The organism is Acetobacter sp. ESL1128 (assembly GCF_058505085.1).
Genome location: NZ_CP196369.1, coordinates 351,202 through 374,190, shown reverse-complemented (window position 1 = coordinate 374,190; position 22,989 = coordinate 351,202). Strand labels below are relative to the sequence as shown.

General features: G+C 60.6%; 21 protein-coding genes and 1 riboswitch. Of the genes, 2 read left to right on the top strand and 19 right to left on the bottom strand.

The window, feature by feature from the left end:
* Window positions 1-53: 53 nt before the first annotated feature.
* The 4 genes from gcvT to ACSYTG_RS01795 form a co-directional block, all read right to left on the bottom strand.
* Window positions 54-1,190 (bottom strand): glycine cleavage system aminomethyltransferase GcvT, encoded by a 1,137-nt coding sequence (gcvT, locus tag ACSYTG_RS01810; RefSeq protein ID WP_489783686.1) that lies wholly within the window; start codon window positions 1,188-1,190, stop codon window positions 54-56.
* Between the two features lie 162 nt (window positions 1,191-1,352).
* Window positions 1,353-1,443, bottom strand: a riboswitch (glycine riboswitch).
* Window positions 1,444-1,493: 50 nt separating this feature from the next.
* Window positions 1,494-2,366 carry a polyamine aminopropyltransferase gene (speE, locus tag ACSYTG_RS01805; RefSeq protein ID WP_086647276.1) on the bottom strand — a complete coding sequence of 291 codons (873 nt, stop codon included), beginning with the start codon at window positions 2,364-2,366 and terminating at the stop codon, window positions 1,494-1,496.
* A 109-nt stretch (window positions 2,367-2,475) separates the two neighbouring features.
* A complete protein-coding gene (gene speD / locus ACSYTG_RS01800) occupies window positions 2,476-2,943 on the bottom strand; it encodes an adenosylmethionine decarboxylase (protein WP_086647272.1) in 468 nt (155 codons plus the stop codon).
* A gap of 102 nt (window positions 2,944-3,045) precedes the next feature.
* Window positions 3,046-5,955, bottom strand: coding sequence for a hypothetical protein (locus ACSYTG_RS01795; RefSeq protein ID WP_489783683.1), 2,910 nt, complete (start codon window positions 5,953-5,955; stop codon window positions 3,046-3,048).
* A 101-nt stretch (window positions 5,956-6,056) separates the two neighbouring features.
* On the opposite strand from ACSYTG_RS01795, the gene ACSYTG_RS01790 reads away from it, so the two are divergent.
* The gene (locus tag ACSYTG_RS01790; protein WP_086647270.1) at window positions 6,057-6,986 is read left to right on the top strand and encodes a substrate binding domain-containing protein; all 930 of its coding nucleotides are present in this window, start codon (window positions 6,057-6,059) and stop codon (window positions 6,984-6,986) included.
* 57 nt (window positions 6,987-7,043) lie between these two features.
* On the opposite strand, the gene ACSYTG_RS01785 is transcribed toward ACSYTG_RS01790, so the two are convergent.
* The 3 genes from ACSYTG_RS01785 to ACSYTG_RS01775 are packed head-to-tail and all read right to left on the bottom strand — an operon-like array spanning window position 7,044 to window position 11,647.
* Complete coding sequence (locus tag ACSYTG_RS01785; protein WP_489783681.1) at window positions 7,044-8,036, bottom strand: aldo/keto reductase; 993 nt, start codon at window positions 8,034-8,036, stop codon at window positions 7,044-7,046.
* A 57-nt stretch (window positions 8,037-8,093) separates the two neighbouring features.
* Window positions 8,094-9,347, bottom strand: coding sequence for an MFS transporter (locus tag ACSYTG_RS01780; protein WP_086647268.1), 1,254 nt, complete (start codon window positions 9,345-9,347; stop codon window positions 8,094-8,096).
* Between the two features lie 2 nt (window positions 9,348-9,349).
* The gene (locus ACSYTG_RS01775) at window positions 9,350-11,647 is read right to left on the bottom strand and encodes a TonB-dependent receptor (RefSeq protein ID WP_233129204.1); all 2,298 of its coding nucleotides are present in this window, start codon (window positions 11,645-11,647) and stop codon (window positions 9,350-9,352) included.
* A 319-nt stretch (window positions 11,648-11,966) separates the two neighbouring features.
* Here ACSYTG_RS01775 and ACSYTG_RS01770 point away from each other — a divergent pair, with 319 nt between their 5' ends.
* Window positions 11,967-12,923: a TauD/TfdA dioxygenase family protein gene (locus ACSYTG_RS01770; protein WP_278740200.1), complete on the top strand. Its 957-nt coding sequence runs from the start codon at window positions 11,967-11,969 to the stop codon at window positions 12,921-12,923.
* Window positions 12,924-12,962: 39 nt separating this feature from the next.
* On the opposite strand, the gene ACSYTG_RS01765 is transcribed toward ACSYTG_RS01770, so the two are convergent.
* From ACSYTG_RS01765 to ACSYTG_RS01710, 12 genes are all read right to left on the bottom strand, one after another.
* A complete protein-coding gene (locus tag ACSYTG_RS01765) occupies window positions 12,963-15,116 on the bottom strand; it encodes an EAL domain-containing protein (protein WP_489783678.1) in 2,154 nt (717 codons plus the stop codon).
* A 297-nt stretch (window positions 15,117-15,413) separates the two neighbouring features.
* On the bottom strand, window positions 15,414-15,893 hold the full coding sequence (locus ACSYTG_RS01760; protein WP_165926382.1) for a hypothetical protein: 480 nt from the start codon (window positions 15,891-15,893) through the stop codon (window positions 15,414-15,416).
* Window positions 15,880-16,347, bottom strand: a complete 468-nt coding sequence (locus tag ACSYTG_RS01755) for a hypothetical protein (protein ID WP_165926381.1) — start codon at window positions 16,345-16,347, stop codon at window positions 15,880-15,882. The genes ACSYTG_RS01760 and ACSYTG_RS01755 overlap by 14 nt, the downstream gene beginning before the upstream one ends.
* Window positions 16,348-16,415: 68 nt before the next feature.
* Window positions 16,416-16,865 carry a hypothetical protein gene (locus tag ACSYTG_RS01750; RefSeq protein ID WP_253530482.1) on the bottom strand — a complete coding sequence of 150 codons (450 nt, stop codon included), beginning with the start codon at window positions 16,863-16,865 and terminating at the stop codon, window positions 16,416-16,418.
* On the bottom strand, window positions 16,862-17,863 hold the full coding sequence (locus tag ACSYTG_RS01745) for a hypothetical protein (RefSeq protein ID WP_489783675.1): 1,002 nt from the start codon (window positions 17,861-17,863) through the stop codon (window positions 16,862-16,864). Before ACSYTG_RS01745 ends, ACSYTG_RS01750 begins: the two co-directional genes overlap by 4 nt.
* A gap of 2 nt (window positions 17,864-17,865) precedes the next feature.
* Window positions 17,866-18,438 (bottom strand): DUF2612 domain-containing protein, encoded by a 573-nt coding sequence (locus ACSYTG_RS01740; protein WP_489783673.1) that lies wholly within the window; start codon window positions 18,436-18,438, stop codon window positions 17,866-17,868.
* Window positions 18,438-19,664 carry a baseplate J/gp47 family protein gene (locus tag ACSYTG_RS01735; RefSeq protein ID WP_489783671.1) on the bottom strand — a complete coding sequence of 409 codons (1,227 nt, stop codon included), beginning with the start codon at window positions 19,662-19,664 and terminating at the stop codon, window positions 18,438-18,440. Before ACSYTG_RS01735 ends, ACSYTG_RS01740 begins: the two co-directional genes overlap by 1 nt.
* Window positions 19,651-20,004 (bottom strand): hypothetical protein, encoded by a 354-nt coding sequence (locus ACSYTG_RS01730; RefSeq protein WP_415421010.1) that lies wholly within the window; start codon window positions 20,002-20,004, stop codon window positions 19,651-19,653. Before ACSYTG_RS01730 ends, ACSYTG_RS01735 begins: the two co-directional genes overlap by 14 nt.
* A 75-nt stretch (window positions 20,005-20,079) precedes the next feature.
* Window positions 20,080-20,721 (bottom strand): Gp138 family membrane-puncturing spike protein, encoded by a 642-nt coding sequence (locus ACSYTG_RS01725; protein ID WP_278740213.1) that lies wholly within the window; start codon window positions 20,719-20,721, stop codon window positions 20,080-20,082.
* Window positions 20,711-21,760, bottom strand: coding sequence for a baseplate hub protein (locus tag ACSYTG_RS01720; protein WP_489783668.1), 1,050 nt, complete (start codon window positions 21,758-21,760; stop codon window positions 20,711-20,713). The genes ACSYTG_RS01725 and ACSYTG_RS01720 overlap by 11 nt, the downstream gene beginning before the upstream one ends.
* The gene (locus ACSYTG_RS01715) at window positions 21,753-22,055 is read right to left on the bottom strand and encodes a phage baseplate plug family protein (protein ID WP_415437519.1); all 303 of its coding nucleotides are present in this window, start codon (window positions 22,053-22,055) and stop codon (window positions 21,753-21,755) included. The genes ACSYTG_RS01720 and ACSYTG_RS01715 overlap by 8 nt, the downstream gene beginning before the upstream one ends.
* Entirely contained in the window at window positions 22,055-22,768 is a 714-nt protein-coding gene (locus ACSYTG_RS01710; protein WP_489783666.1) for a hypothetical protein, read from the bottom strand. The genes ACSYTG_RS01715 and ACSYTG_RS01710 overlap by 1 nt, the downstream gene beginning before the upstream one ends.
* Window positions 22,769-22,989 lie beyond the last annotated feature (221 nt).

Here is a 22,989-nt window from a genome sequence, read left to right as displayed (position 1 = left end):
AAGGCCCCAAACCGGGGCCTGCCTGAAAACATGTTGAAAAGGAAAAAAGCGCTTTACCGCTTGAAGCGCGCAGGCACCAAAGGCAGAGCCGCCACGCGGGATGGCACGCCACGCCCGCGCAGTTCCGCCACAAGCTCCGTACCTACAGCGGCATGGGGGGTGGCCACATAACCCATGGCAACCGGGGCCTCCAGCGTGGGGCCAAATGCGCCGGATGTCACCTCGCCCACCTTGTCGGCCAAGGCTTCATCTGCATACAGGGGGGCACCGTGGCGCACGGGGGCGCGGCCGGTTGGCAGCAGGCCCACGCGGCGGCGGGTTACGCCTTTTTCAAGCTGCTCCAGAATAATATCCGCGCCCGGAAAGCCGCCAGCACGTGCGCCACCGGTGCGGCGGGACTTCTGGATAGACCATTCCAGTGCCGCTTCCACCGGGGTTGTGGTTTCATCAATATCGGAACCATACAGGCACAGCCCGGCTTCCAGCCGCAGGCTGTCCCGCGCGCCAAGGCCGATCAGCCTGACCTGCTGATGCTGGAGCAACTGGCGGGCCACGCGGTCTGCATCCTTGGCGGAGAGCGAGATTTCGTACCCGTCTTCCCCCGTATAGCCCGAGCGCGAGACGATGCAGCGTGCGCCATCAATTTCGAGCATGCACACATCCATAAAGCGCATGGTTGCGGCATCTGCATCAAAGCTGCTCAGCACGTCCTGCGCCAGTGGGCCTTGCAGGGCCAGCAGAGCGCGGTCTTCCATCTGCTCAACCAGACAGTCGGCCAGATTATCCTGCATATGGGCAAAGTCGGCCTGTTTGCATGCGGCGTTCACTACCAGCAGCAGGCATTCTTCCTGCGCGATCACCATCAGGTCGTCCAGAATACCGCCCGATGTGTTGGTGAACTGCGTATAACGCTGCCGGTTGGTTTTAAGGCCCACAATATCGGCAGGGACCAGACGTTCCAGCGCGCGGGCTGCGTCCTCCACATTGCCAGAGCGTGCACGAATACGCACCTGCCCCATGTGGGAGACATCAAACAGGCCCACCTGTTCGCGCACATGGCGGTGCTCGGCCATAATGCCATCCGTGTATTGCAACGGCATGGAATAGCCTGCAAACGGCACCATTTTGCCGCCAAAATCCTGATGCAGGGTATGGAGAGGAGTATGGAGGAGAGAAGAATCGGTGCCCATGCACGCCGCCTTACAAAAAAGGCCCAAACTCCGCGCGCACCCCATGCCGGACACAGGACAAAAACACGGAGCTTCGGACCGGACCGTCCGCTGCCCCTTCTGTGCTTTTGCCTGAGATCGCTATCCCGTCGGCGGGTGCGAACGCACCTCTCTCCAGAAGTTTAGAGCGCAGGGTCCTTTTGCCTGAGAGTTTCCGGGGCGGTTGCTCCTTCGGCGCCAGCTTTTTACGGCTGGTCTCTCCCTCTGCGCGGGTGCGACCGTGACATTATTTCCCTTACGAGTCAATCACGGTCGCGGGGTAGATTACGCCTTTGCGCCGGGCAGGTGCCGGGCAATATAGGGCGGCAGGTTAAAGGAGCCGGTATGGATTTCTGGTGTCCAGTACTGGGTTTTACCCAAAATTCCAGCCTGTTCGGCACGGGCGCGCACAACGGCTGTATCCTGCCCGGCGGGGTTTGGCCCCTTGGAGGCGATGCCCAGAGTCATAAACCCGCCAACATAGGTCGGCACAGCCGCCACATAGGCAGACACATGAGGGAAGTATTTGGCCCGGCGTTCGCTGGTTTCAAACAGTTCATCGGCCTGCATGAAGGGCACGCCGCACTGGTTGACAATAAGCCCCTCCGCGCTGAGCACGCGGGCACAGTGTTCGTAAAAACTGTCAGTAAACAGGACTTCACCCACGCCAATGGGGTCTGTGCTATCCACAATAATCACGTCAAAGGAGCCATCGGCTGCTTTGGCAACGTAATCAATCCCGTCACCCACAATCACTTCAGCGCGCGGGTTGGTCCAGGCATCGCCCGCAATAGAGGGCAGGTGCTGTTTGGAAAGTTCGATGACTGCGCCATCAATTTCTACCATCACGGCTTTTTCTACGCCGGGGTGTTCCAGCACGCGGCGCAGCACGCCACCGTCACCCGCGCCAATAATCAGCACCCGGCGCGGAGCCTTGTGCGTAAACAGCGGCACGTGGGTCAGCATTTCCTGATAAACGAATTCATCCCGTTCGGTAATCTGCACCACGCCATCAAGCAGCAGGACGCGACCGTGAGAATCGCTTTCAAATACAACAATATCCTGAAACGGGCTTTTAACGCGCGCCAGTTCCCGAACAACACGGAAGCGCTGGCCCCAGTTGTCGTACAGGGTTTCTTCAATCCAGTTTTCAGCCATCTCAGCCATCCTTGCCATGCACGGCACGGCGGCCCTGCCCAATGCCTGGGCAAAGCCGCCGTTCAATACCGATAAAGAGGAAGTTTGCGCTTGATCCGCGCGGGCTTTTTTAAGCCTGCACGCGGCCGCGACGCTCTTCGCTTACGTCCAGCTGCTCGGCCTGAAACAGGCTCTGCATAACCGGAATAGCCAGATGCGGGTCGCATGCGCCACACATGAAAATGTCGACCGCAGCAAAGTTGCGTTCGGGCCATGTGTGGATGGAAATATGGCTTTCAGCCAGCACAACAACGCCAGATACACCGCCATTGGGTGTAAAATGGTGGAAATGGCTGTGCAGAATGGTTGCCCCTGCCGCCAGAGCCGCTTCACACAGGGTGCTGTCGATTTTCGCGGGGTTGTCCAGATTAGTGGCCCCCCACATATCAACCAGCAGGTGTGTCCCTGCAAATTTTTCGCCGTCTTTTTCGACGAAATAATCTTTACGGTCATCATCTTCAAATGTGACCGGAACAGAAATTGCCTGGTTATTGCTCGGGAGTTCCGAGACCATCCCCAGTTGAGCAAGTGCGTTCATTGACGTACCCCCAAACCAGTAGACAGCCTGTTGGGCGAAATTAATCGCCCCCTTGGGCCAAGAGCGCGCTAACTAGGGCTTTTTACCCCTTGGGTGCAAGAACTATTTTGGGTCTTTAACAGATTTGTCAAATGTCGATGGCAGGCCATACCCACCAAGGGAGACAACCGGCCCTTTTTGCGCCTGCCTGAGAAGGGCCGCAAACCGGGCCTGCCGTTCCGCCCCAAGGGCACGCCCAGCCACCCATGCGCGCAGGCTGTGCAGGGTTTCCATATCCCCTGCCGCAGCGGCATCCGTTGCCAGACGAATCACCAGATCGCGCTGCGGGGGGCTTAGCTCGCCCTGCTCTGGCAGGGTGCGGCTGGCAAGGCGGCCCACAACCAGCACGGCCTGTGCCCATTGCTGGTCCTGCTCATACAGGGCCCCACGCACGGACAGGCCCGCATCCGATTCATCCTCGGCCAGAAGGGCCTGTGCGCCCTCGCGGTTGCCGCTGGCGGCGGCCAGTCTGGCCTCATCATACCTGCGGCGGGCGGCAAGGTCTTCCGGCAGGTCAGCCAGTGCGCTGCGCTCAAGCGCGCGCAGGGCAAGCGGGCGCTGGTTGCCCTGCAATGCAGCCTGCGCAAGCTGCTCCTCAATATCAGCCCGCATCAGCGGTTCTATGGCCAGCACATCGGCCTGCTGCAAAACCGGTATGGCCTGCCCGAACTGCCCCATGGCCATAAGCTGCCGCCCAAGCCCGGCCAGCAGTTTGGCCTTGAGCGGGTCATCTGGCACCAGCCCCATGCTGGCCCTTGCCAGTGCAAGCTGCTGGGCGCGGTCTGTAGCGGGGGGAACATTGGGCACAGCCCCGCGCCCGCCCCGCTTCCGCCCCACGGCACCGTGGCTGCCATGGGGGGGCGTGCCCTGCGCTGCATCGGCGTGGGGTGGGCCAAACACCAGCGCAAACAGCACCGTGCGCCATGCTGCATCCAGCTTGTCCTGCGGTGCCAGCTCGGACGGACCCAGCCCGCTCAGCACACCCGCAGCGCGCACGGCCTGCCCGCTACGGGCCAGAGCCTGCGCGTAAACCAGCCGCAAGGCGGGCACAATATTCACCTCACCCTGTTGGGCATTGGGGGCCACCCTGCTCCCTTCGGCCACCTGCGCGGCCAGAATCTGGGCATAGGCCTGTGCGGCCATATCCGGCCCGATCTGGTCATGCGCCAGCAAAAAGCCGACCAGCTCGGCCCGGGCCATGTCGGCCATGCGGTCATTACCTGAAGCGGTCAGGTTTTCCAGTGCAACACGCGCGCTTTCGGGTTCCGTGCCGCGGGCCTGCACCATAATGCGCGCAAGGCTGTATGCCGGGTCATCTGGCAGGGAGCCCAACACGGCGCGCTCGTCCGGCCCGCCAAACTGGGCCAGATACTGCGTAACCCGCAACATAAGCCCCGCGCGGACTGGTGCGGGGTACTGTTCCAGCCGTGCGTAACCACGCGCCAGCAAAACGGATGTGGGCACGCTCCCTGCACCGCTGAGCATAAAATACGCGCCACGCCATAGCACCATGTCTGGCCCAAAGGCCCAGTCCGCACTGGCCAATGGGGCGGCTCCGGCCATGTCCCCACTAAGCAGGGCCGCACAGGCGCGCAGGGCCTGCACACCCGGCCCCGGCCAGCCGCCACGCACCACACCGCCCACATCGGCCGCACTGCTGCCATCATGCCCGCTGTGCTCGGGCAGGGCACGCAGCAGCTCCCATGCCTGCTGGGGGTACCCTGCGGCAAAGGCCGCCTGTGCCGCCGCCACCCGCATGGCCCACATGGTAATGACCACAGCCTCCGGCTGGCCCGCCAGAACGGTTGCGGGGTCCCCCGCTGCCTGGCCCAGACTGTCGCGCGCTTTGCGCCACTTCTGCAACAGCAGGGGAGTGGGTTCATCCCGCAGGCCGAGCCAGAACCAGTCCTGCCCCTGCCGCACGCTGGCACTGGGGGGCGGAGCAGGCAGGCCAACCGGCACGGGCTGGCCGGCTATGGCCTCCAGCACCGGCCCGCTGGGCGTAGGCTGCATGAAAAGCTGCGCCGAATCCGCTGCAACCACCACCCCCAGCACCGCCGGGCGCACGGCATACCCCACGGCCGAGCGCGGCTGCAAAGGGGTTTCCACCTGCCGGGTAGTCGCCACAAACAGCCTGCCCCCGGTTGCGGGGTCGGGCAGGGTAACAACCCGGCCGGGCTGGCTTTGTGCAAACAGGATGCGGGCAGGGCGGGGCACCATCTGCACCGCTGGCGTAGCGGGGTGCGCGCCAGCCGAAGCCCCATGCCCCCCGCCATTCCCCGCAGGGCTGCCCACACGTGCACCACACCCATCCGGGTGGCCGGGCTGAACGGCGCAGAGCAGCCAGCCGGCCTTCTGGCGCAGCACGGCAATATGCGGGTGATCTGGCAGGTAAATCCGGAGCAGGGTTGCACCGTTCAGGGCCACGCTCTCACGCCGGTCGAACATACCGCCCTCGCCAGGCAGGTGGAACAGGGCTGGCAGGGCGCGGTCCACCACCACCATCAGTTCCGGCCCGGACCAGAATGCCGCAAGCCCGGTTGTGCTCTCCGCTGGCAGGAACAGGCCCGGTGCCACATCAGCCACGCGGGGCAGGGCATCGGCCTGTACGCTGGTAACCGGCAGGGCGTGCAGGCCGTCCGAGCGGGGCACATCCTGCACGGCGGGGGGTGTGGCACGCAGGGGGGCAGCCTGCACGCAGGGGGCAAGCCCTGCCAGCATGGTGCCAAGCAGCATGGCCCGCCCCAGCCCCGTGCGGACCTGCCGGGCCGGGGCCACCGTAGCCCCGGCACCACGGGCAACCGGGCCGGACATGCGCGCACCCTGCCCACCACAGGCCCCTGCCTGCTGGTTTACCCGGTTGTCTGCCTGCCTTGTGTCTGCCACGTTCCCTGCCTGTGTCTTGTGGTACCGGCCAGCCCGGCCCACACCTGTTAGCATGCGCGGGCAGTGCACCCCGTGCGCCAGCCCCATGCCCGGTATTTACCCCAGCATGACAAAAACCAACATGGGCTGCTAGAACAACAGGGGCGTTTTGGCCAGCACCCCCAGCCCCGCCACCACAGGAGCGGCCCATGCTTGACCGTTTTACCAGTATGCAGGTTTTCGTTAAGGTGGTGCAGCTTGGCAGCTTTAGCGCGGCAGCGCGGGCACTTGCCCTTTCCCCCACCATGGTGACCAAGCATGTCACCACGCTGGAAGACCGGCTGGGCGTAACCCTGTTCCGCCGCAGCACGCGCCACCTCTCGCTCACCGAGGCAGGGCGCCTGTTTCTGGAAGGTAGCCAGCGTATTCTGGCGGACATGGAGGACATGGAGCTTACCGTAAGCGAGCAGCGGCACGAAGCCCGCGGCCACCTGCGGCTGAATGCGCCTGTCTCCTTTGCCATACGCTACGTGGCCCCCTACCTGCCCGAGTTCAACCGCCTGCACCCGCATGTAAGTGTTGAACTGGGGCTGAACGACCGCACAGTGGACCTGATAGACGAAGGCTGGGACCTGACCCTGCGCATACGCAAAATGCCCTCCAGCACCCTGCGCAGCCGCAGGCTGGCCACCATTCGCATGGTGGTGTGCGCAGCCCCTGCATACCTGGAGCGTGCGGGCACCCCCACCCGGGTGGAGGAGCTAAGCCAGCACCAGTGCCTTGGCTACACGCTAAGCGGCACCAACAGCGCCAGCCGCTGGAGCTTTGGAGAAAAGGGAGAAAAAACGGTGCCTGTTTCCGGCCCGCTCAGCGCCAATAATGGTGATGTCCTGCGTGAAGCGGCACTGGCGGGTGAAGGCATTGTGTACCAGCCGGTTTTTGTTGTGAGCGAGGAGTTGCGCACAGGCCGCCTGCGTGCGCTCACACTGGATCTGCCCCCCGTACCGGGGCCGGACCTGCACGCGGTTTATGCACCGGGGATTAGCGTATCCCTTAAAATCCGCGCCATGATTGATTATCTGAGCCAGTGCTACACCCCCACCCCGCCGTGGGAGCAGGCACTGGCGCACACCCCGTAAAAACCACAAACACAGGGTATGCTGCGGGCCAGACACAACAGGCCTGACCCGCCCGCATCATACGCCAGCCAGAGCCTGCTCAATGGCGGCCAGTTCTGTGGCAGAGAACGCCACGTTCTCCAGCGCGGCCAGTGTTTCGTCCAGTTGCTGCACGTTTCTGGCCCCGATAATGGCTGATGTGACAACCGGGTTGCGCAGCGTCCATGCCACAGCCATTTGCGCCAAGCTCTGCCCGCGGGCCTGTGCCAGCTCATCCAGCCTGCGCACGGCCTTGAGCACCTGCGGGGTTATGGCCGCCTGATCCAGAAAACGGCTTGTAGCCGCGCGGGATTCGGCAGGAATACCCCCCAGATATTTGCGGGTCAGCACCCCTTGCGCCAGAGGGGAGAAAATAACACACCCAACCCCAAGCTCCTCCAGCGCAGGCAGAAGCTCGGCCTCTATGCCCCGGTTCAGCAGCGAATATGCGGGCTGGTGCACAAGCAGGGGAACCCCCGCAGAGCGCAGAATGGCCTCGGCCTCCCGCGTGCTGGCGGCATCGTAGGAGGAAATCCCCACATAAAGCGCCTTGCCCTGCCTGTGGGCCTGAACCAGCGCGCCTATGGTTTCCTCCAGCGGCACATCGGGGGTTGGGCGGTGGGAATAAAAAATATCCACATAGTCCACCCCCATGCGCTTCAAACTCTGGTTGAGGGAGGAGAGCAGATATTTGCGTGACCCGCCATTGCCATAGGGGCCGGGCCACATATCCCACCCCGCCTTGGTGGAAATGACCAGTTCATCACGGTAGGGGTGCAGGTCTTTGTGCAGAATACGCCCGAAGTTTTCCTCTGCCGAGCCATAGGGCGTGCCGTAGTTGTTGGCGAGGTCAAAATGCGTCACGCCCCGGTCAAACGCCCGGCGGATGGTGGCGCGGCAGGTTGCAAAGGCGTCCGTATCCCCAAAATTGTGCCACAGGCCAAGAGAAATACGCGGCAGGTCCAGCCCGGAATGCCCACAACGCCGGAAGTCTGCCTGCTCATACCGCGTGACGGAAGGTTGCCAGTTCATTGAATTACACGATCCTTTTTTGGTAAAAATGGAAAAATCTTTATTCAGTCTTGCGTTTTATACCGCCAGAGCCACACGTCCGCCATGTGGTTCGCAAAAGGTGCTCTCCAGCCACACAGGGGCCACCCGCACGCGCAGCACGCTCCATGCCAGCACGTAAGCCAGACTGCACCCGCCCAGAATAACCGGCATGGGCACAAACCCGCTGGCCCACAGAATGGACGCCCCACCAAGGTTGCCGCAGAACGCGCCAATACCCGTAGCCCGGCCAACCAGGCTGGCTGGCAGCCAGTCCGTAACCACCCCAAACAGGTTACTGGCAAAAACCTGATGCGCCATAAGCGCCACGGTAAACAGGAACAGGCCAACAGCCAGAGACGTTGTAAAAAACACAAACATCATTGGAACAACGCACAGGGCTGCCGTGCCCATAACAATACGGCGCGCCTGCTCCTGCGACCCCACATAAGGGCGCAAAAGCCCCGGCAGAATACCCCCGCAGAATGCCCCAATACCCGCACCAATATAAACCGTGCCCGATGCCCCGCTCATGCCCCGCATGCTCAGGCCAAAATGGGAATGAAAAATATCGGGCAGCCAGCTCAGCAACAGCCACCATGTAGCATCCGAGAGCACCTTGCTAATGGAAAATGCCACCACAACCCGGCGCACCGCCGGGTCCCGCAGCCGCGCCGTGGTGGCACCATCCGCCTGTTGCGGCCCGGCCGGGCCAAGGACCACCGGCCCCCGGAGCTGCCAGAACAGGGCCAGCACAAGCCCAACCCCGCCCAGCCCCACCACAAGAGCGCGCCAGCCAAGCAGGGGCAGAACCAGCGCAACCAGCAGGGGGGTCAGCACCGCTGCCACATTGGGTGTGGCGTTGAGAATGCCAATAACCTTGCCGCGCTGGGAGCGTGGAACAGCCAGCGCAATAAACTTCATCATGCTCGGGGTGCCGGCCCCCTCAAACGCGCCAAGGCCCGCGCGGATCAGCACAAAATCCCGCACGGAGGAGGCAAAGGCGTGCAGTACGGTCAGCAGGCTCCAGCCTGTCAGGGCTACACCCAGTGTGCGCTTTGGCCCGGCCCAGTCCACCAGCCACCCCGCCGCCAGCAGGCTGCATGCCGCGGCAACCTGCGTCCATGCGGCAATGCTGGCGTAATCGCGCGCCGTCCAGCCAAATGTCTGGTCCAGAACGGGCTTGAGCAGCGCAATAATCTGCCTGTCTGCTGCGGCTACCACAATAATGGAGCACAGCAGCAAAGTGGTCAAAACCTGCGAAGGACGGGGGGAGAGTGCGTTCCCTGCCATGTTCAGAAATCCTTACGCAGAACAAAGCCACCATAACGGCCGTAATCACGCGGGATGGAGCTGGTTACACCGCCCAGTGCGCCATATGCCATGTAGGAGGCATAATGCGTGTTAATGGCGTTGCGCATGACAAGTGAAAGCTGGAGCTTGAGCTTTTTGTCCTGCAACGTGGTGCTCATGTTCCATATGCCATAAGCCTTCTGCACCGTGTCTGGCGTTTCGGTCAGGGCAAACTGCGTGCGGCTCTGCCACGTGTAATCACTGTCCACCGATAGGGTGAAGCGGTTGTTCAGGCTTTTTGTGTAATCCGCATTCAGCACAAACTTCCAGCGTGGTGCAAAAGGCAGGGGCTGGCCGTTAACATTGCACGATGCAGGGGCACCAGCAGGGCAGTTAAACTTGTCCACCACAGCGTAGGTGTAGGCAAAGTTACCGCCCAGTGTCAGGCCCGGCAGGGTGCGCACGGCCACATCCCCTTCTACCCCCTTGGAGGAGACAGACCCGGCATTAATCATGCGGTAAACCGCACCACCGGCTACGTTATCCAGAAAGTTGGCCTGATAGTTTGAGAAGTTTTCAATAAATGCGGCAAGGTTTGCCGTAACCCGCCGGTGCAGGAACTGGGATTTAAGCCCCAGTTCAAAACTGTTGTTCTGCTCGGGTTTAAGCACCTGCGCATCTGTTGCCTGCATATTGAAAAACGTATTGTAGGCAGGCCCCTTATACCCATGCGAATAGGTAAAATAGGCATGAATATCAGGCTTAATGTCATATTGCAGGCCAATGCGGTCCACGTACCCATTCTGCGACGTGGAGCCGGAGGACGCATAGGACGGGCGAATACCCGTTACCGCCACGGCAGATGTGGACCTGCGTGACATGTCATACCCCAGATCGTCACGCAGCAGGCGCAGGCCCAGAATAGCCCGGAAGTTTTTTGTAAAGTTCAGGTTTCCTTCAGCAAAAACGGCATAGTTGTTGTTGGTTATGCCATAATGCGACTGGCCGTAAGCCGTGCCCTGCCCGTTTTGCGAAAGGGTGCGGCTATAGACCTCCCGGTCCACCCCGTGCAGGTAGTAAAACCCGGCGACATAATCAAAAAAATGTCCACGGGGGGAGGCAATGCGCACTTCCTGCGATGCCTGCCAGAAGTTCAGCTTACCGTGGTCCCGCACCTCGGGCAGGGTGGCGTACACGCCGGACAGGCCATCGTAATCCTGATCCTGAATATTCTGCCACTGCCTGTAGGCGGAAATGGAAGTGAGCTTGTACCCACGCCCAAGTTCGCGATCGACCGTTGCGGAAAAACCACCAGTATGGTCCACAGACCGGCTTTGCGTATTATTGCTGACCGAGGTGTTGTTCTTGGAGGGTGTAACCCCCTCCCCCACCAGTGCCGAAGCCAGTGCGGGGTTGGTTTTGACCGCTCCCGTAGGGTACGCCACCTGATTGGTGGAGGTATAAACCCCCGTTGGCACCAGATCGTTCTGGTACATGTAATCCAGCCCGAATGTGACCTGTGTTTCCTCATCCGGGGTCCAGAGGAACTTGCTGCGCGCACCACGGTGTTCGTAGCCATTCACCGTGGTGCTGTTGGCCAGATTTTTAACATTCCCGTCAAAACCACCGACCAGAAAAGACGCATTGGCAACCAGCTTGGACGGAACAAGCGTGCCCGTAGCCCCCCCGGTCAGCCGGTATTCGTTCCCCGAAAAATAGGAGGCCTCCGCAAAGGCATGGAAGTCCGCCGTAGGCTGCCGGGTAACAATATTGACCGCCCCGGCAGAGGCGTTTTTGCCAAACAGCGTGCCCTGTGGCCCCCGCATGACCTCTACATGGTCAAGGTCCAGAATATCGGCCGTGGCCTGCCCGGGCCGGGCCAGCACCACCCCGTCCAGCACGGTGGATACGGACGGCTCCACCCCCGGAGAGGTCGCAATGGTGCCTATGCCGCGCACAAAGGTTGCCCGGTCCTTGGATGAGGAATTGGCCCGGAAGTTGGCGGAAGGGATGAATTCAAAAATGCCCTGCAGGTCATGCACGTTATCCCGCGTGGCCTGTTTGGCGGAATAGACCGATGTGGCCACAGGCACCTTCTGCAACGGTTCGCTACGCCTGCGCACGCTAACGGTTACATCCTCCGCCTGCCCGGCCTCGAGCGCTGAATGGTTGGGGGAGGTTTTTTTGCTGGCGGGGGTCTGTAACTGCGCCTGTGCGGTGCCAGCAACCATGGCGCAACCAAGGGACGTCACCGAGACATTCAGAACAATACGGCGCAGGTTCGAAGGCAGGGTGAGCATTCTGTTTTCCACTACATTTGGAAGTTTAAATATGATTCGACTCTTAAATAACGATACAATTCCGTCATAACGTCAAGATTAAACTATCACGTGTTGTTGTTAATTAGAATTTAGTATATTCAACGATCTTATATCGCCATAATGCGAGTCAGAAACGGGGTTTCCCGCCCCTTAATCCACGCTTAACATTGTGGGAATACCCAGTGCCTGAAAGAAAAATATGTTCCAGAACAACATATTAGTGACGTTTTGGAACAAGTCCCTCTTCCGCCACCCGTAATCCACCATTTTTTGGTGTTGTTTTTTAAGGAATGCTCGAATGTCTCTCGGTCTGGTAGAAAAAACGGCATCACCAACCGTTACAAAGCTTGGTGGTCAAATTGGTGCGGAAATCAGGGGTATTACCCTGTCCCCCGATCTGGACGAGGCCAGCATCGCGTTCATTTACAACGCCATGCTGGAACACAAGGTGATCTTCTTTCGCAAACAGTCACTGACCAGCGCACAGCAGGAGGACCTTGGCGCACGGTTTGGCACGCTTGTGTCCCACCCCACGGTTTCCAGCGCGCAGGGCACAAAACATATTTTTGAGCTTAAATCGCGCAAGGGTCGGGCTGCCAACACATGGCATGCCGACATGACCTTCATGGCCTCCTACCCCAAGGCGTCCATCCTGCGGTGCATACGCCCCGCCCCTTACGGCGGGTCAACCCTGTGGGCCAACACCGCCACGGCGTACCGTTCCCTGCCACAACCCCTGCAGGAACTGGCCGACAAGCTCTGGGCCATTCACACCAATAACGAATATGACCACACGGACCTGATTGCCGAGCGCGACTGGGAGTTTATTCAGTGGCAGGCCAATGTTTTTGCCGCCCGCGTGTTTGAGGCCAAACACCCCGTCGTGCGCGTACACCCTGAAACGGGGGAGAAGGTTCTGCTTCTGGGCCAGTTCATCAAACGGCTGGTCGGGTTTAACCTGCCGGATTCACAAGCACTGCTTGGCATTTTGCAAGGGCATGTCACCCGGCCGGAAAACACCATAACCTGGCACTGGCAGGCCGGAGACGTTGCCATGTGGGACAACCGCGCCACCGAACACCGCGCCATTGCCGATTTTGGTCAGGAGGAACGGGAACTCCAGCGCGTAACACTGGTGGGGGATGCCCCCCGCAGCGTGGACGGGCAGCAGAGCGAGCAGGTGGTCAATGGCACACCCAACCCGGTCCTGCTTTTGGAACAGACCGGCGCGTGGAGCCGGCGCGAGCAGTCCTGACAACACCCCCGGAGCTGGAGCGGACCTGAATGGGGCCGCTCACTCCCACACCAGAGCCGTTTCCGTATCCCGTGTGCCAGCAATGGCCTGCTGCTGGGGGCGGCCAAGGTAGTAGCCCTGCGCCTCCGAGCAGCCCATGCTGCTGACCATCTGCAACTGGGCTGCGGTTTCCACCCCTTCTACCGTAACCGTCATGGCGCGAATGCTGGCAATGCCCAGAATGGCCTGTATGATTTCCTTGGCGGTGGGGTCTGGCAGGGCCTGAATGAAGCTGCGGTCAATTTTGATCTTGTCGAACGAGAACTTCCACAAATAGCTGAGTGAAGAATAGCCGGTTCCAAAATCGTCCATGCTGATCTTGCAGCCAAGTGCCTTGAGCTCGTTCAGAATAACGTTTTTATGCTCGTATTCATCCATCAGCACGCTTTCGGTTATTTCCACCTCAAGGCGGGCACCGTTCAGGCCAGTTTTTTCCAGAACATTTTTGACAATTTCAGGGAATTTTCTGTTTTTTAACTGAAGGGGGGAAACATTGACCGAGACATTGATATGCGCAGGCCAGTTCAGTGCCTCGCTACAGGCCAGATGCAGGATCCGCTCGCCCAGTTGGTGGATCAGCCCTGTTTCCTCCGCCAGACGGATGAACACATCAGGCGGGATCATCCCGCGTTCGGGGTGGTTCCAGCGGGCCAGTGCCTCGTAGGATTGCACCTTGCGCGCGTGAATGCCGTAAATGGGCTGGTAGTGCAGTAACAGGCCATCACCTTCCACCAGCCGGTGCAGGGCGGCAACGAGTTCGGCCCGTTCCAGAATTTCATAGCTCAGGTCTGTATCAAACAGCTTGTGCTGGCAGCGGCCCAGAGCCTTGGCGCGGTAGAGCGCCATATCCGCATATTGCAGCAAGGTTGTGACATCCCCCGCCTGAAGCGGAAAACCCGCAGCCCCGATACTGGCCCCGGACTTGGCCTCCGCCCCCTGAATAATGTAGGGGCGGCCCAGGCTTGCCACCAGTTCCTCCAGCCGGGATTCAATCTCGTCCAGCGGGCCGCAGTGCTGCCAGATCACCGCAAACTCATCGCCCCCCAGCCGGGCTACAAAATCTTCCTCGCGGCAGCAGGCCTTTAGCCGGTTTGCAGCGGCGATCAGCAGTTCATCCCCCCCGCTATGGCCGTACATGTCGTTGATGGATTTGAAGTAGTCGAGGTCTATGTAAAGCAGCACGAACGGGTTGCTCAGGTCCTGCGACAGCTCGCCCAGACGGATGCCCAGATAATAGCGGTTGGGCAGGCCGGTCAGGCTGTCGTAATGGGCAAGGCGTTCAATCCTGCGCTGGGCATCACGGTATTCGGTAATATCGTCAGCTACGCAGAGCTTCCAGCGCATGTTGCCGTCATCATCCGCAATCAGCAGATCATGGCGGGAGACAACGCGCGCACGGCCCTCGCGGTCCACCAGTGTTTCTTCCACCGCTTCGGGTTGCTGGTACAAAAACGGGTCTTCGGCCAGTTCACCGTCCAGTTGCAGGGGGGCATCAAGGAGCATGCCCGCGTAGGAGGCTGCGGTTTGCAGGCCATATTCCTCCGCTGCCTTGTTATGCACAATGATGTCACCCGTTTTAATATCCCGTACCTGAATGGCGGTGGGGATATTGTCCACTATACCGGAAATAAAGGATTTATCGCGCATGATGGTTTTGTTGGCCTGCCGGAGTTCGCCCGCAATCTTGTTGAGCTCGTTAATGGTATCCATGGCCTGTGCGTGCAGGGAACGCGTAAGACTGAGTGCAGAACCCAGCCCGTAATACTGACCACATTCGGTTATGATGAATTCATTAATCTGGTTGAGTGAGCGGATATTCAGGATTGTTGCAACAAAGTCCGAGACTTTTTCATGCACATCCACCTGTATGGGTTCGCACTCCATAAGCAGGGAGATCGGGCGGTTGGCGTACACCTCGTACCCAAAGCGCTGGCCCAGACGCAAAAAAAAGTCCCGCCGCTGCACAATGCCTATGGGCCGGTTGCACTCATCCACAACGGGAATACCCGCGAGTTCGGCATTATCCTGAAAAATGGACAGAACATGCGACCCCGCCTCCGTCGCACGCACGGGCTCTACCCTGCAGGCAATATCGCGCATCTGGCGTTGGTTGGAATACGCGGGCACGTCCACCTCTAGTAAGCGCAAGGTCATGGTTTTTCGCCTCAATCCAGCCCGCAAGGTCAGGACGGAAAATTCTTAACAACCGATTGACCATACAACAACATGAAAAATAACTGTTTTTTTGTGAACTTATTATTATTTTCTCTTATCCCGCTTGACCCTTCATCCTCTTTTTCTTCCTCTTCCATCCTCCCCTTTTCCAACCTGCCGATTCATTACGGGCACAAACCCCTACTGGCTCCACGCAGCAACCCGGTGCGCAACCATGCCCCTTACGGGGCTGTACAGGGCCATTTTCTGTGCTTGGGGCTGTGCGGAACAGTTTTTTCAGGCGGCAATAGCGCGGGCAAACAGGGCCGTATTCCGCTGTGCATCCGCAGCACCCAGCAGTGTATTATAAAATTGTTTATGGTACGCGCTTAACCCTGCGGAATCCGTTGCCGCAGGCAGTTGGGCGGGGGCTCGCACATAGGCCATGCGTGCCATGGCACAGGCATAGGCCAGATTGCTCACCAGCAGTGCTGCACTGCCCACACCGGCCCCAGCCCCCCCAACCTGCCGCACGGCACTGGCCAGATCGGGGCGAAAGCGCAAAAAGTTCCGCCATATGTCATCATGCGTTGCGGGCTCCATCTGCCACAGGCCCAGAGCGGGACCGCCACCATTCTGTTGGAGCCATACAAGCCCGCTTTCTACCAGTGCCGTGCCGCTCAGCAGGTTGAGCGCCGCACTCCCCCCCAACCCCAGCTGCCCCAGAACCGGGCGCACCAGCAGCGCCTTGAACTGCGCAAGATCAAGGCCCGGCATGGGGGACCTCCTGCACCGGCGTATCCCACGGCTCGCGCAGGTGCAGCCAATGCACCCATATGGTGCTGGCCACCTCCTGATCAGACAGAAGCGTGGAGCCTATGGCCGCGCTGATTGTGCACAAAAGCCCTGCTATAACTGCCAGCTTTCGCCACCTGTGCAGGCTGTCCTCGGCCAGCTGGTTCTGCCTCTTCTGGGCACCGGTCTGCTCGGCCAGCTGCTGGGTCAGGCTGGCCAGAGCGTTGCGCATATCCTGCGCCTGGGCCGCCCGGTTGCGCTCACGCTCCTGCCCCTGTGCCTCAATGGAAATAAGCCGCTCGATCATGGCGGACTGGCCGGATTTGAGTGTATCAACATCATCCTCCAGCCCATCAAGGCGGCGGGCGTGGCTATCCACGATCACGCGCAGGTCATCATCCACTGCTCGGGGGGCCGCGCATTGTGTTGGGGTCATTTTTTGTATCCGGCATAAAAAACCGCCTCAAAGGGCGGCTATGCATCGCTGTGTCTATTGAGGGGTGTTCAGCCTGTAGCGGTGGCCGCACTGCTCACCATAACACTGGCTGGTTGTGCAGGCAGAGCCGTGCTGGTGGTGTCCGCACCACTGGCAATGGCGTTCACTGCAAGGACATACGCCTTCATATCCGCGGTAAAGACCTCACCCATGGCCGATGCCAGATTGGCCTGCTGCTGTATCCATGCCTGCGCGGTTGTCGCCTGTGTTTTCAGCGGCACCGGAACGGTTGGGGGCGCGTAATCCACGAGCTGGCCGTTTATAACCGCCATGCTCTTTGTGCCGCTATTCCCCCCTTTTGCCGCCCATTGCTCTGCTGTCATGGCAAACAGGGCGCTGGCTGCGGGCAGGCCATCCATGGAGGCACAGCTCCACATGTCGTACCATGCGCAGGGTTTGTCCATGCTGGCATAATAGCGTGCGGGGTACGTGGCTTTCAGGTCATCCAGAATGCTCACTGTTTTTCTCCAATCGCGCAAACAGATAGAGTGAACGGCTGGGCAGAATTACCATTACTGGTATAACCTATGTAGGTTGCCCCCCACGTAAAACCGGTATTGTCTATTATTTCATTATACTGCGCATCCAAACGCATATGTGCCAGACGCGTCCAGGCATTACTGTTGGGTTCGTTATTGATCCGCAGCCATATTTTGGGAACTGTCCCCGCCTTGAACGCCACGGGGAAGGTGGTTGTCACAGCAGAACTGTTATCACCCGTTACGGAAAACTCCTGAATCTGCAAGCTGGGGGAGGACAAAGGCAAATCTGCCAGACTGGCTAGCACGGCAGTATTGGTGCCATTCCCAAACACGGCGCGCCCATCGGTATTCTGCGTCAGGTCCGTAATGCGGGTCTGCCCGGCAGCGGGGGCGGATTTAACGTAGCGTCCCTCTGCCGTTTTGGCATTCAGCGCATCACCCCCGGCAAAGGCTGTTACATCAGGGACTGTTGTTGGCCCGGCAAAGGCCACCGGGCCTGTAACTTTCTGGAGTGTGGCAAGGGCCAGTTGCAAAAACTGCACATTGGCCCAGGCCTGTGTGGCATAGCCATTGAACAGGGATTGCCAGCCCGCCCCCTGCGCACCGGGGGTGGAAACATTGGCCTCCACCGTGCTGACCCAGAATGTGCCGGGCACAACCCCCGCCACAATGGCCCCGGCTGGGTACCCCCCAATGGACTGGGCAAAACCGGCATCAAACGCCCCAACCCAGCCTGCCTGCAACACCTGCATGGCGCAGGAGAGCAGGTTGAGCAGGCCGTTCATGTCCTGCCCACGGGGTGGTTCGCCCCCGGCTGCGCGGGCAATAAAGGTTTCAGGCGGGAAGCCAAGCGCGACCGAGGCCGTGCCATCGCCCGCCGTAGCCTGTGTTTGCGGAATAACTGCAATATTGCCCGCAACGGCTGCCGCCCCTATGGGCGTGCCAAACAGCTTGCGGTCATCTGTGCTTTTCATGATCAATTGCTCTGAATCTGGTAGGATACGGAAACACCCGCAGGCCGGGGCAACACGCCACTGTTCTGGATAATGCTGACCTGCACGGCAGTCGGCACAAAGCTGAACACGTAGGTCATGCTCATATCGTTATTGTCGCGCACATAGGCGTCGCCCTGCCCGGCAAAAAGCGTTGTCAGAATCTGGTTGATCTCAAACACCGACCCGCCGGAAATATTGGCCAGCGCGCGGGCGTATATCAGCTGGCGGTAACCATCATCAGACAGACGGTAATTGCTGGTTGCCTCCACCCCACGGTACCATGGTGCGTTGGCAAACCCTTCCTCCGTCAGGTCCGAGGCTTCATAAAACCCGAGGTAGGACTGCGCAGAAAGGCTTAACACACGGGAAACCCCAACAATGCGGCCCCATACGTCCAGCCCGTACCCCTGTGCGCTGTGCAGGTTCCAGACCTGACTGTACCACTGGTCAATCAGGGCGGCGGGGTCGAGCATCTGGTTCCAGCCTGCAACCAGTGCCTGCATACGCGGCGCATTGGCATACTGGGATAAAAAAGTCTGCTGCACGCCTTCCATCAGAGCACCTGCACAGCAATTGTTGCGGCTGAAACAACAGGGATCTGATCAATATTGACCTGCACGGTGGAGGCCACTGGCTGGGCGGCAAGGCCCACGGTTATGCCAACAATTTTAACCCAGTCCCCCACACTGCTGACGCTGGAATAAAAATTGCTGGCGTAAACCGTGCCACCAATGGGCACACGCTGCGTGCCCGTGGCCCCTTCAAACCCCGCCACAAGAGCGGCCTGCACATCCGCCACCGCTGTAGATGGTACCGAAGCCCCACCCGCCAGCACCACCGCCACATAAACAGGTGTTGCCTGCGCGCGGGTAAACTGCACGGTATATTGTGGATGTTTGGCATAGGCTGCGTTGGGGTCTGCCACAACCACACTGCTTGTGCCCACACTTGCGCAGCCGGGTGTTTTTTTACGCATGATGGCCAGGGCCACATCCGTATCCAGCCCGCCATTGACACACACATACAGGCTGTGCGGGGGCAGCGTTACCCCGCCTGTGGTCACAGGGTTTGCCGTGCTGTTCTCGCTCACATAGGCATCGGTCACACCGGGGGTGGACAATACCTCCCCCGCCAGCGCATCCAGCGGCCCCATGGCATTGCGTGCTACAGTCTGCTGGCGGCGCAGTTCAAACGCCTGCCGTCCTTCCACCGCCTGCCCGGCTACCCCGGCTGCGGCGTTGCTCACACTGGTCAGCCCCACAACAGACTGGTACACGCCCAGGCTCAGCGGCGGGCATTCCACCGCCCCCGTAACAGTGCACGAAAACGTACCCACCCCATACCCCGTGGCATCCAGCGTTATGGCACCATCGGCTGCATAGGTGTTGCCACTCCCGTCCTGCACCAGTGTACCCTGTGGCACAACAGTACCTGCCGCACCCGAGCACTGGCAGGTGACCACCGTAGCCGTGGCGGGTTTGCGGGTCATAAAATACAGGTTGCCAATGGCGTCCTGCATACGCCCTGCCGCCCGCGCGGGGTCCACACCATTGAACAGGGCAAGCATCTGGTCATACGCATCGCCCACAATGGCGGTAAGGGACATGGCAAGCTGACCCTGCGGGGTGGACAGGTCGGTATTGAGCACATTGCCAAAAGCTGCGTTCATGTCATCAAGAATACCGGCCAGAATATCGCTTTCCGTCGGAGCCACAAAGCCCGCATCGGTCATGGCTGGGGCGGGTACGGCGGTGGTCCCTACGGTGTTAGAACCCGACATGCTGCACATCTCCCGAAGTGGTGGATACAAGAACATAGCCAGATAACTGGCGGTTGGCGGCAATGCCGGTCAGCACACACCGGGCGGCGGCCACACCGGCCACGGCACTGGCCGCCTGTTCCGCCTGCATCCGGAACACGGGCGCAGCCTGCGTGTGGGCCAGAATATGCTGGCGGTAGGGCAGGCCGGTTGCGGTGTTGTAGTAACATTCCCCCGTAAAAACCCTTATGGCAGAAGCAACATTCTGGCAGATGGCATACGAGCCCGATGCCACGGCCATATTGCCGCTGGCATCGGGCAGCAGGTCCCATGTGGTCCGGTCAAGCAGCAGCGTGTTCATGGCACCCCAATAAAAAAAACCGCCCAGCGGGGCGGCATGTTACAAAAAACAGTGTCCATTGCGCGAACATGCGCCTTATTGCGGGGCACCCGTTTTGCCCGCTCCGGGCTGCACGCCTGCATGGGTATGGTTTTGCAGGCTGATCTGCCCGGCCTGTACATCCCCCTGCGCACTCAGCCCACCCTGCACCTGTACTGCACAGTTGATCTGGCATTGGCTGGCGTTCACTACAAAACGGCCTGTGGTATTCAGCACAAAATCCTCCCCCACCCAGCCGGCGTATTCCTGCGGGGGAGCATTTAAAAACCCGCCAATATACAGGGAGTCTGCATAATCATGCTGGCGGTAGGAGCCGGGGGCTGCTGGCTGGCGGGTGCTTTTTACGCTGGCAATATCCCGCCCGCAGACAATAATGGCCCCAATATCCCCCACCGCCGGGTCACAGATCAGCGCACGCCGGCCCCCTTGCAGGCGCAGGTAAGGCACGTTGTGGATCAGCCCGTGCGGTGTGGTGCGGCCTGCACCATCCTGCTGGTGGACCATGGGCTGCACGTCCACCATACCCACCGGCTCCAGCCCTGTTCCGCGCACGGCCCGTACCTGCACAAGAGCCGTAGCCCCCAGCATGGCCAGTACCCGCCGAATGGCCGCGTTGGTGGCGTTAAACGCACTGGCTCCATCCTCGGCCCGCAGGGAGCCTACCAGTTTATCTTGCAAATGCCTGCCCGGCAAAGTCTGGCCTTGCCGCCTCTACTGTTGTGAACCATGACCCATCGGGCTGTTCGGTTTGCAGGTCGTGGCGCACGTTCTGCACAACCCATAACCCGCCTGTGGGCAGCGTGCCGCCGCCGGTGCGCATCTGGCTGGCCTGCGCAGGCCCGGCCTGTGTGGGGGCAAGACCCGCAACACCCCCAGCCGTGGCCTGCGTGGCGGTTCCGGTTTGCAGGCTAACCGTATCCCTGAACCGGATGTCGGGGTTGAACACGGTCTGGAACACCACACCGTACTGGCTGTAACTGGGGTAGCCCACCAGCCCGGTCGCCACGCTAACAGGGCGCACTGGCCCATATGCCCCGGCCACCATGCCCGCAGGCCAGATAGCCAGCACCCCCACCCCGATCTGGTAGGAAATACGGGCCGCGCGCGCGCAGCTATCCACCTGCTCGGCCACGGACCCCTTGTAGTACACCCCTCCGCGCAGCAGGGTCTGCACGCCATAATTGGCAAAACCCAGCTCCGCCTTGCTGGCCAATGCCTGCATGACTGTAGCAACCGGCACATCCCCCCCGAACGAGGTAGGGGCAACCGGCACGGCCGCTGGCAATGCGCCTGAAAGGGCACGGACCTCAAACGCCACATCGGGGCTGTTGGCGTAATCCACAAAAGCCTCGACCACACCGCCAGAAAACACAACCGGCAGGCTGCCCTGCGCGGCACTGTTCCCTGCCATAATGGTCACCGTGTTACGCGTTTGTGCTGCCATACCCGCCTGCATGAGCGAAAGGCGGTTGAGCAGAGGCTGGGCCAGCCCTTCCACCCGCAAGGCGCAGCTCATCCCGCTTTCCAGCCCTGTGCTCATGATATGGCAGTGCACGCAGTAGCCGCTCAGGGTTATTGTTTCTGCCCCGCCGGGGCCAAACCCGTCCTGCGCCAGAGTGAACACCACGCGCACCTGCCGGTTGGCCAAGGCGGCGGGCGGCGCCCCCCCCAGCGTACCCCCGGCGGCTACCGTGCTGCCCTGTGCGGTCTCAGCCATTGGTGTCCTCCGCGTAAACAAGCACAAAACGGCTGCCAAGGCCGGTGTAATCGGGGTCCTGCGTGCCCTGCGTATCTGCAAAGGCCAGGTCTCCGGGCAAGGTTGTGGCACTTTGGCGCACAAGCCATGTGCGGTCCTGGCACAGCACGCCTGCCAGTACGGGGCTGTCATCCACCCACAGGGCGGCGTACAGGCCGGTGCTGCGCTGCTGCACATCCAGCCTGCATGCCCGCCCCGAAAGCGGCACGCGCAGGCTCTGGTAGGCAACCGCGCTCAGGGGAATAACAACAGCCATTACAAAAACCCCGCCACACTTGTGCTGGAGGCAAGGGCCTGCACGTGCCCTCCGTTCCGCACGGCCTGCCCCTGTGGGGTGGCGGTGCCCGCATATGTTGCACTGGCCCCCAGCCGCACCTCCTGCACAGCCAGTTCGGCCACCAGCATGCTTACCCCTGCATGCACGTCACGCCGGATCCGGTAGCCGGTTACATTGACATTGGCGTAAACCGCCTCGGGCATAACAATGTGGTAAAGACCAAGGTCCGCCACCAGCGCATCCAGCGTCGCCACAAACAGCGCACGCGCCTGCAACCCGGCAGAAAGGACGGGCATACCCAGCGTGCTGAGCAGATCCCCCAGCACACTCGCACTCCCCAGTTCCATGCTGGACCCATCACACAGCATTTCCACCCCATACAGGCCGGGCATGCGCACCTTGTTGTAGGACAGGAAAGACCCGTTCTCCAGCGGGGCGGTGGCAATGCGGCACTGGCTCTGCACATCCAGCGCACGCACATGCCCCGATGTTAAGACCGGTTTGTTATCGGGCGTAAAAACACCCCATTGCCGCTCGGCCTGCGCCAGAACAGCGGCATTCAGCATGGTTGCCACGGCTGTGGAGGCCGAGGCCGCAACCCCTGCCTTAACCGACTGGCCCAGAAGGGCAGGTACCCCCGCCGCCACGGGCACATCCCATACGGGGGGCAGGTTGATGGGAAGCATGGGCATGATGGCAAACTCCATCCTGTAGAATGACAAAAACAAAAGGGGAAAAGGACTGCGCCAGTGCATGCCCTGTGGAGAGCACGAGGCACGAGGCACGAGGCACGAGGCACGAGGCACGAGGCACGAGGCACGAGGCACGAGGCACGAGGCCGTGGGAATGGGCAGCAAGGGTGAACGCAACAAAAAAGCGGCCACTGGGGCCGCCTGTTACACGTTACACACCC

Bases quoted from the DNA above. Each gene is read 5' to 3' on its own strand.
- gcvT (WP_489783686.1), bottom strand. From the start codon at position 1,190: ATGGGCACCGATTCTTCTCTCCTCCATACTCCTCTCCATACCCTGCAT.
- speE (WP_086647276.1), bottom strand. From the start codon at position 2,366: ATGGCTGAAAACTGGATTGAAGAAACCCTGTACGACAACTGGGGCCAG.
- speD (WP_086647272.1), bottom strand. From the start codon at position 2,943: ATGAACGCACTTGCTCAACTGGGGATGGTCTCGGAACTCCCGAGCAAT.
- ACSYTG_RS01795 (WP_489783683.1), bottom strand. From the start codon at position 5,955: ATGGGGCTGGCGCACGGGGTGCACTGCCCGCGCATGCTAACAGGTGTG.
- ACSYTG_RS01790 (WP_086647270.1), top strand. From the start codon at position 6,057: ATGCTTGACCGTTTTACCAGTATGCAGGTTTTCGTTAAGGTGGTGCAG.
- ACSYTG_RS01785 (WP_489783681.1), bottom strand. From the start codon at position 8,036: ATGAACTGGCAACCTTCCGTCACGCGGTATGAGCAGGCAGACTTCCGG.
- ACSYTG_RS01780 (WP_086647268.1), bottom strand. From the start codon at position 9,347: ATGGCAGGGAACGCACTCTCCCCCCGTCCTTCGCAGGTTTTGACCACT.
- ACSYTG_RS01775 (WP_233129204.1), bottom strand. From the start codon at position 11,647: ATGCTCACCCTGCCTTCGAACCTGCGCCGTATTGTTCTGAATGTCTCG.
- ACSYTG_RS01770 (WP_278740200.1), top strand. From the start codon at position 11,967: ATGTCTCTCGGTCTGGTAGAAAAAACGGCATCACCAACCGTTACAAAG.
- ACSYTG_RS01765 (WP_489783678.1), bottom strand. From the start codon at position 15,116: ATGACCTTGCGCTTACTAGAGGTGGACGTGCCCGCGTATTCCAACCAA.
- ACSYTG_RS01760 (WP_165926382.1), bottom strand. From the start codon at position 15,893: ATGCCGGGCCTTGATCTTGCGCAGTTCAAGGCGCTGCTGGTGCGCCCG.
- ACSYTG_RS01755 (WP_165926381.1), bottom strand. From the start codon at position 16,347: ATGACCCCAACACAATGCGCGGCCCCCCGAGCAGTGGATGATGACCTG.
- ACSYTG_RS01745 (WP_489783675.1), bottom strand. From the start codon at position 17,863: ATGAAAAGCACAGATGACCGCAAGCTGTTTGGCACGCCCATAGGGGCG.
- ACSYTG_RS01740 (WP_489783673.1), bottom strand. From the start codon at position 18,438: ATGGAAGGCGTGCAGCAGACTTTTTTATCCCAGTATGCCAATGCGCCG.
- ACSYTG_RS01735 (WP_489783671.1), bottom strand. From the start codon at position 19,664: ATGTCGGGTTCTAACACCGTAGGGACCACCGCCGTACCCGCCCCAGCC.
- ACSYTG_RS01730 (WP_415421010.1), bottom strand. From the start codon at position 20,004: ATGAACACGCTGCTGCTTGACCGGACCACATGGGACCTGCTGCCCGAT.
- ACSYTG_RS01720 (WP_489783668.1), bottom strand. From the start codon at position 21,760: ATGGCTGAGACCGCACAGGGCAGCACGGTAGCCGCCGGGGGTACGCTG.
- ACSYTG_RS01715 (WP_415437519.1), bottom strand. From the start codon at position 22,055: ATGGCTGTTGTTATTCCCCTGAGCGCGGTTGCCTACCAGAGCCTGCGC.
- ACSYTG_RS01710 (WP_489783666.1), bottom strand. From the start codon at position 22,768: ATGCCCATGCTTCCCATCAACCTGCCCCCCGTATGGGATGTGCCCGTG.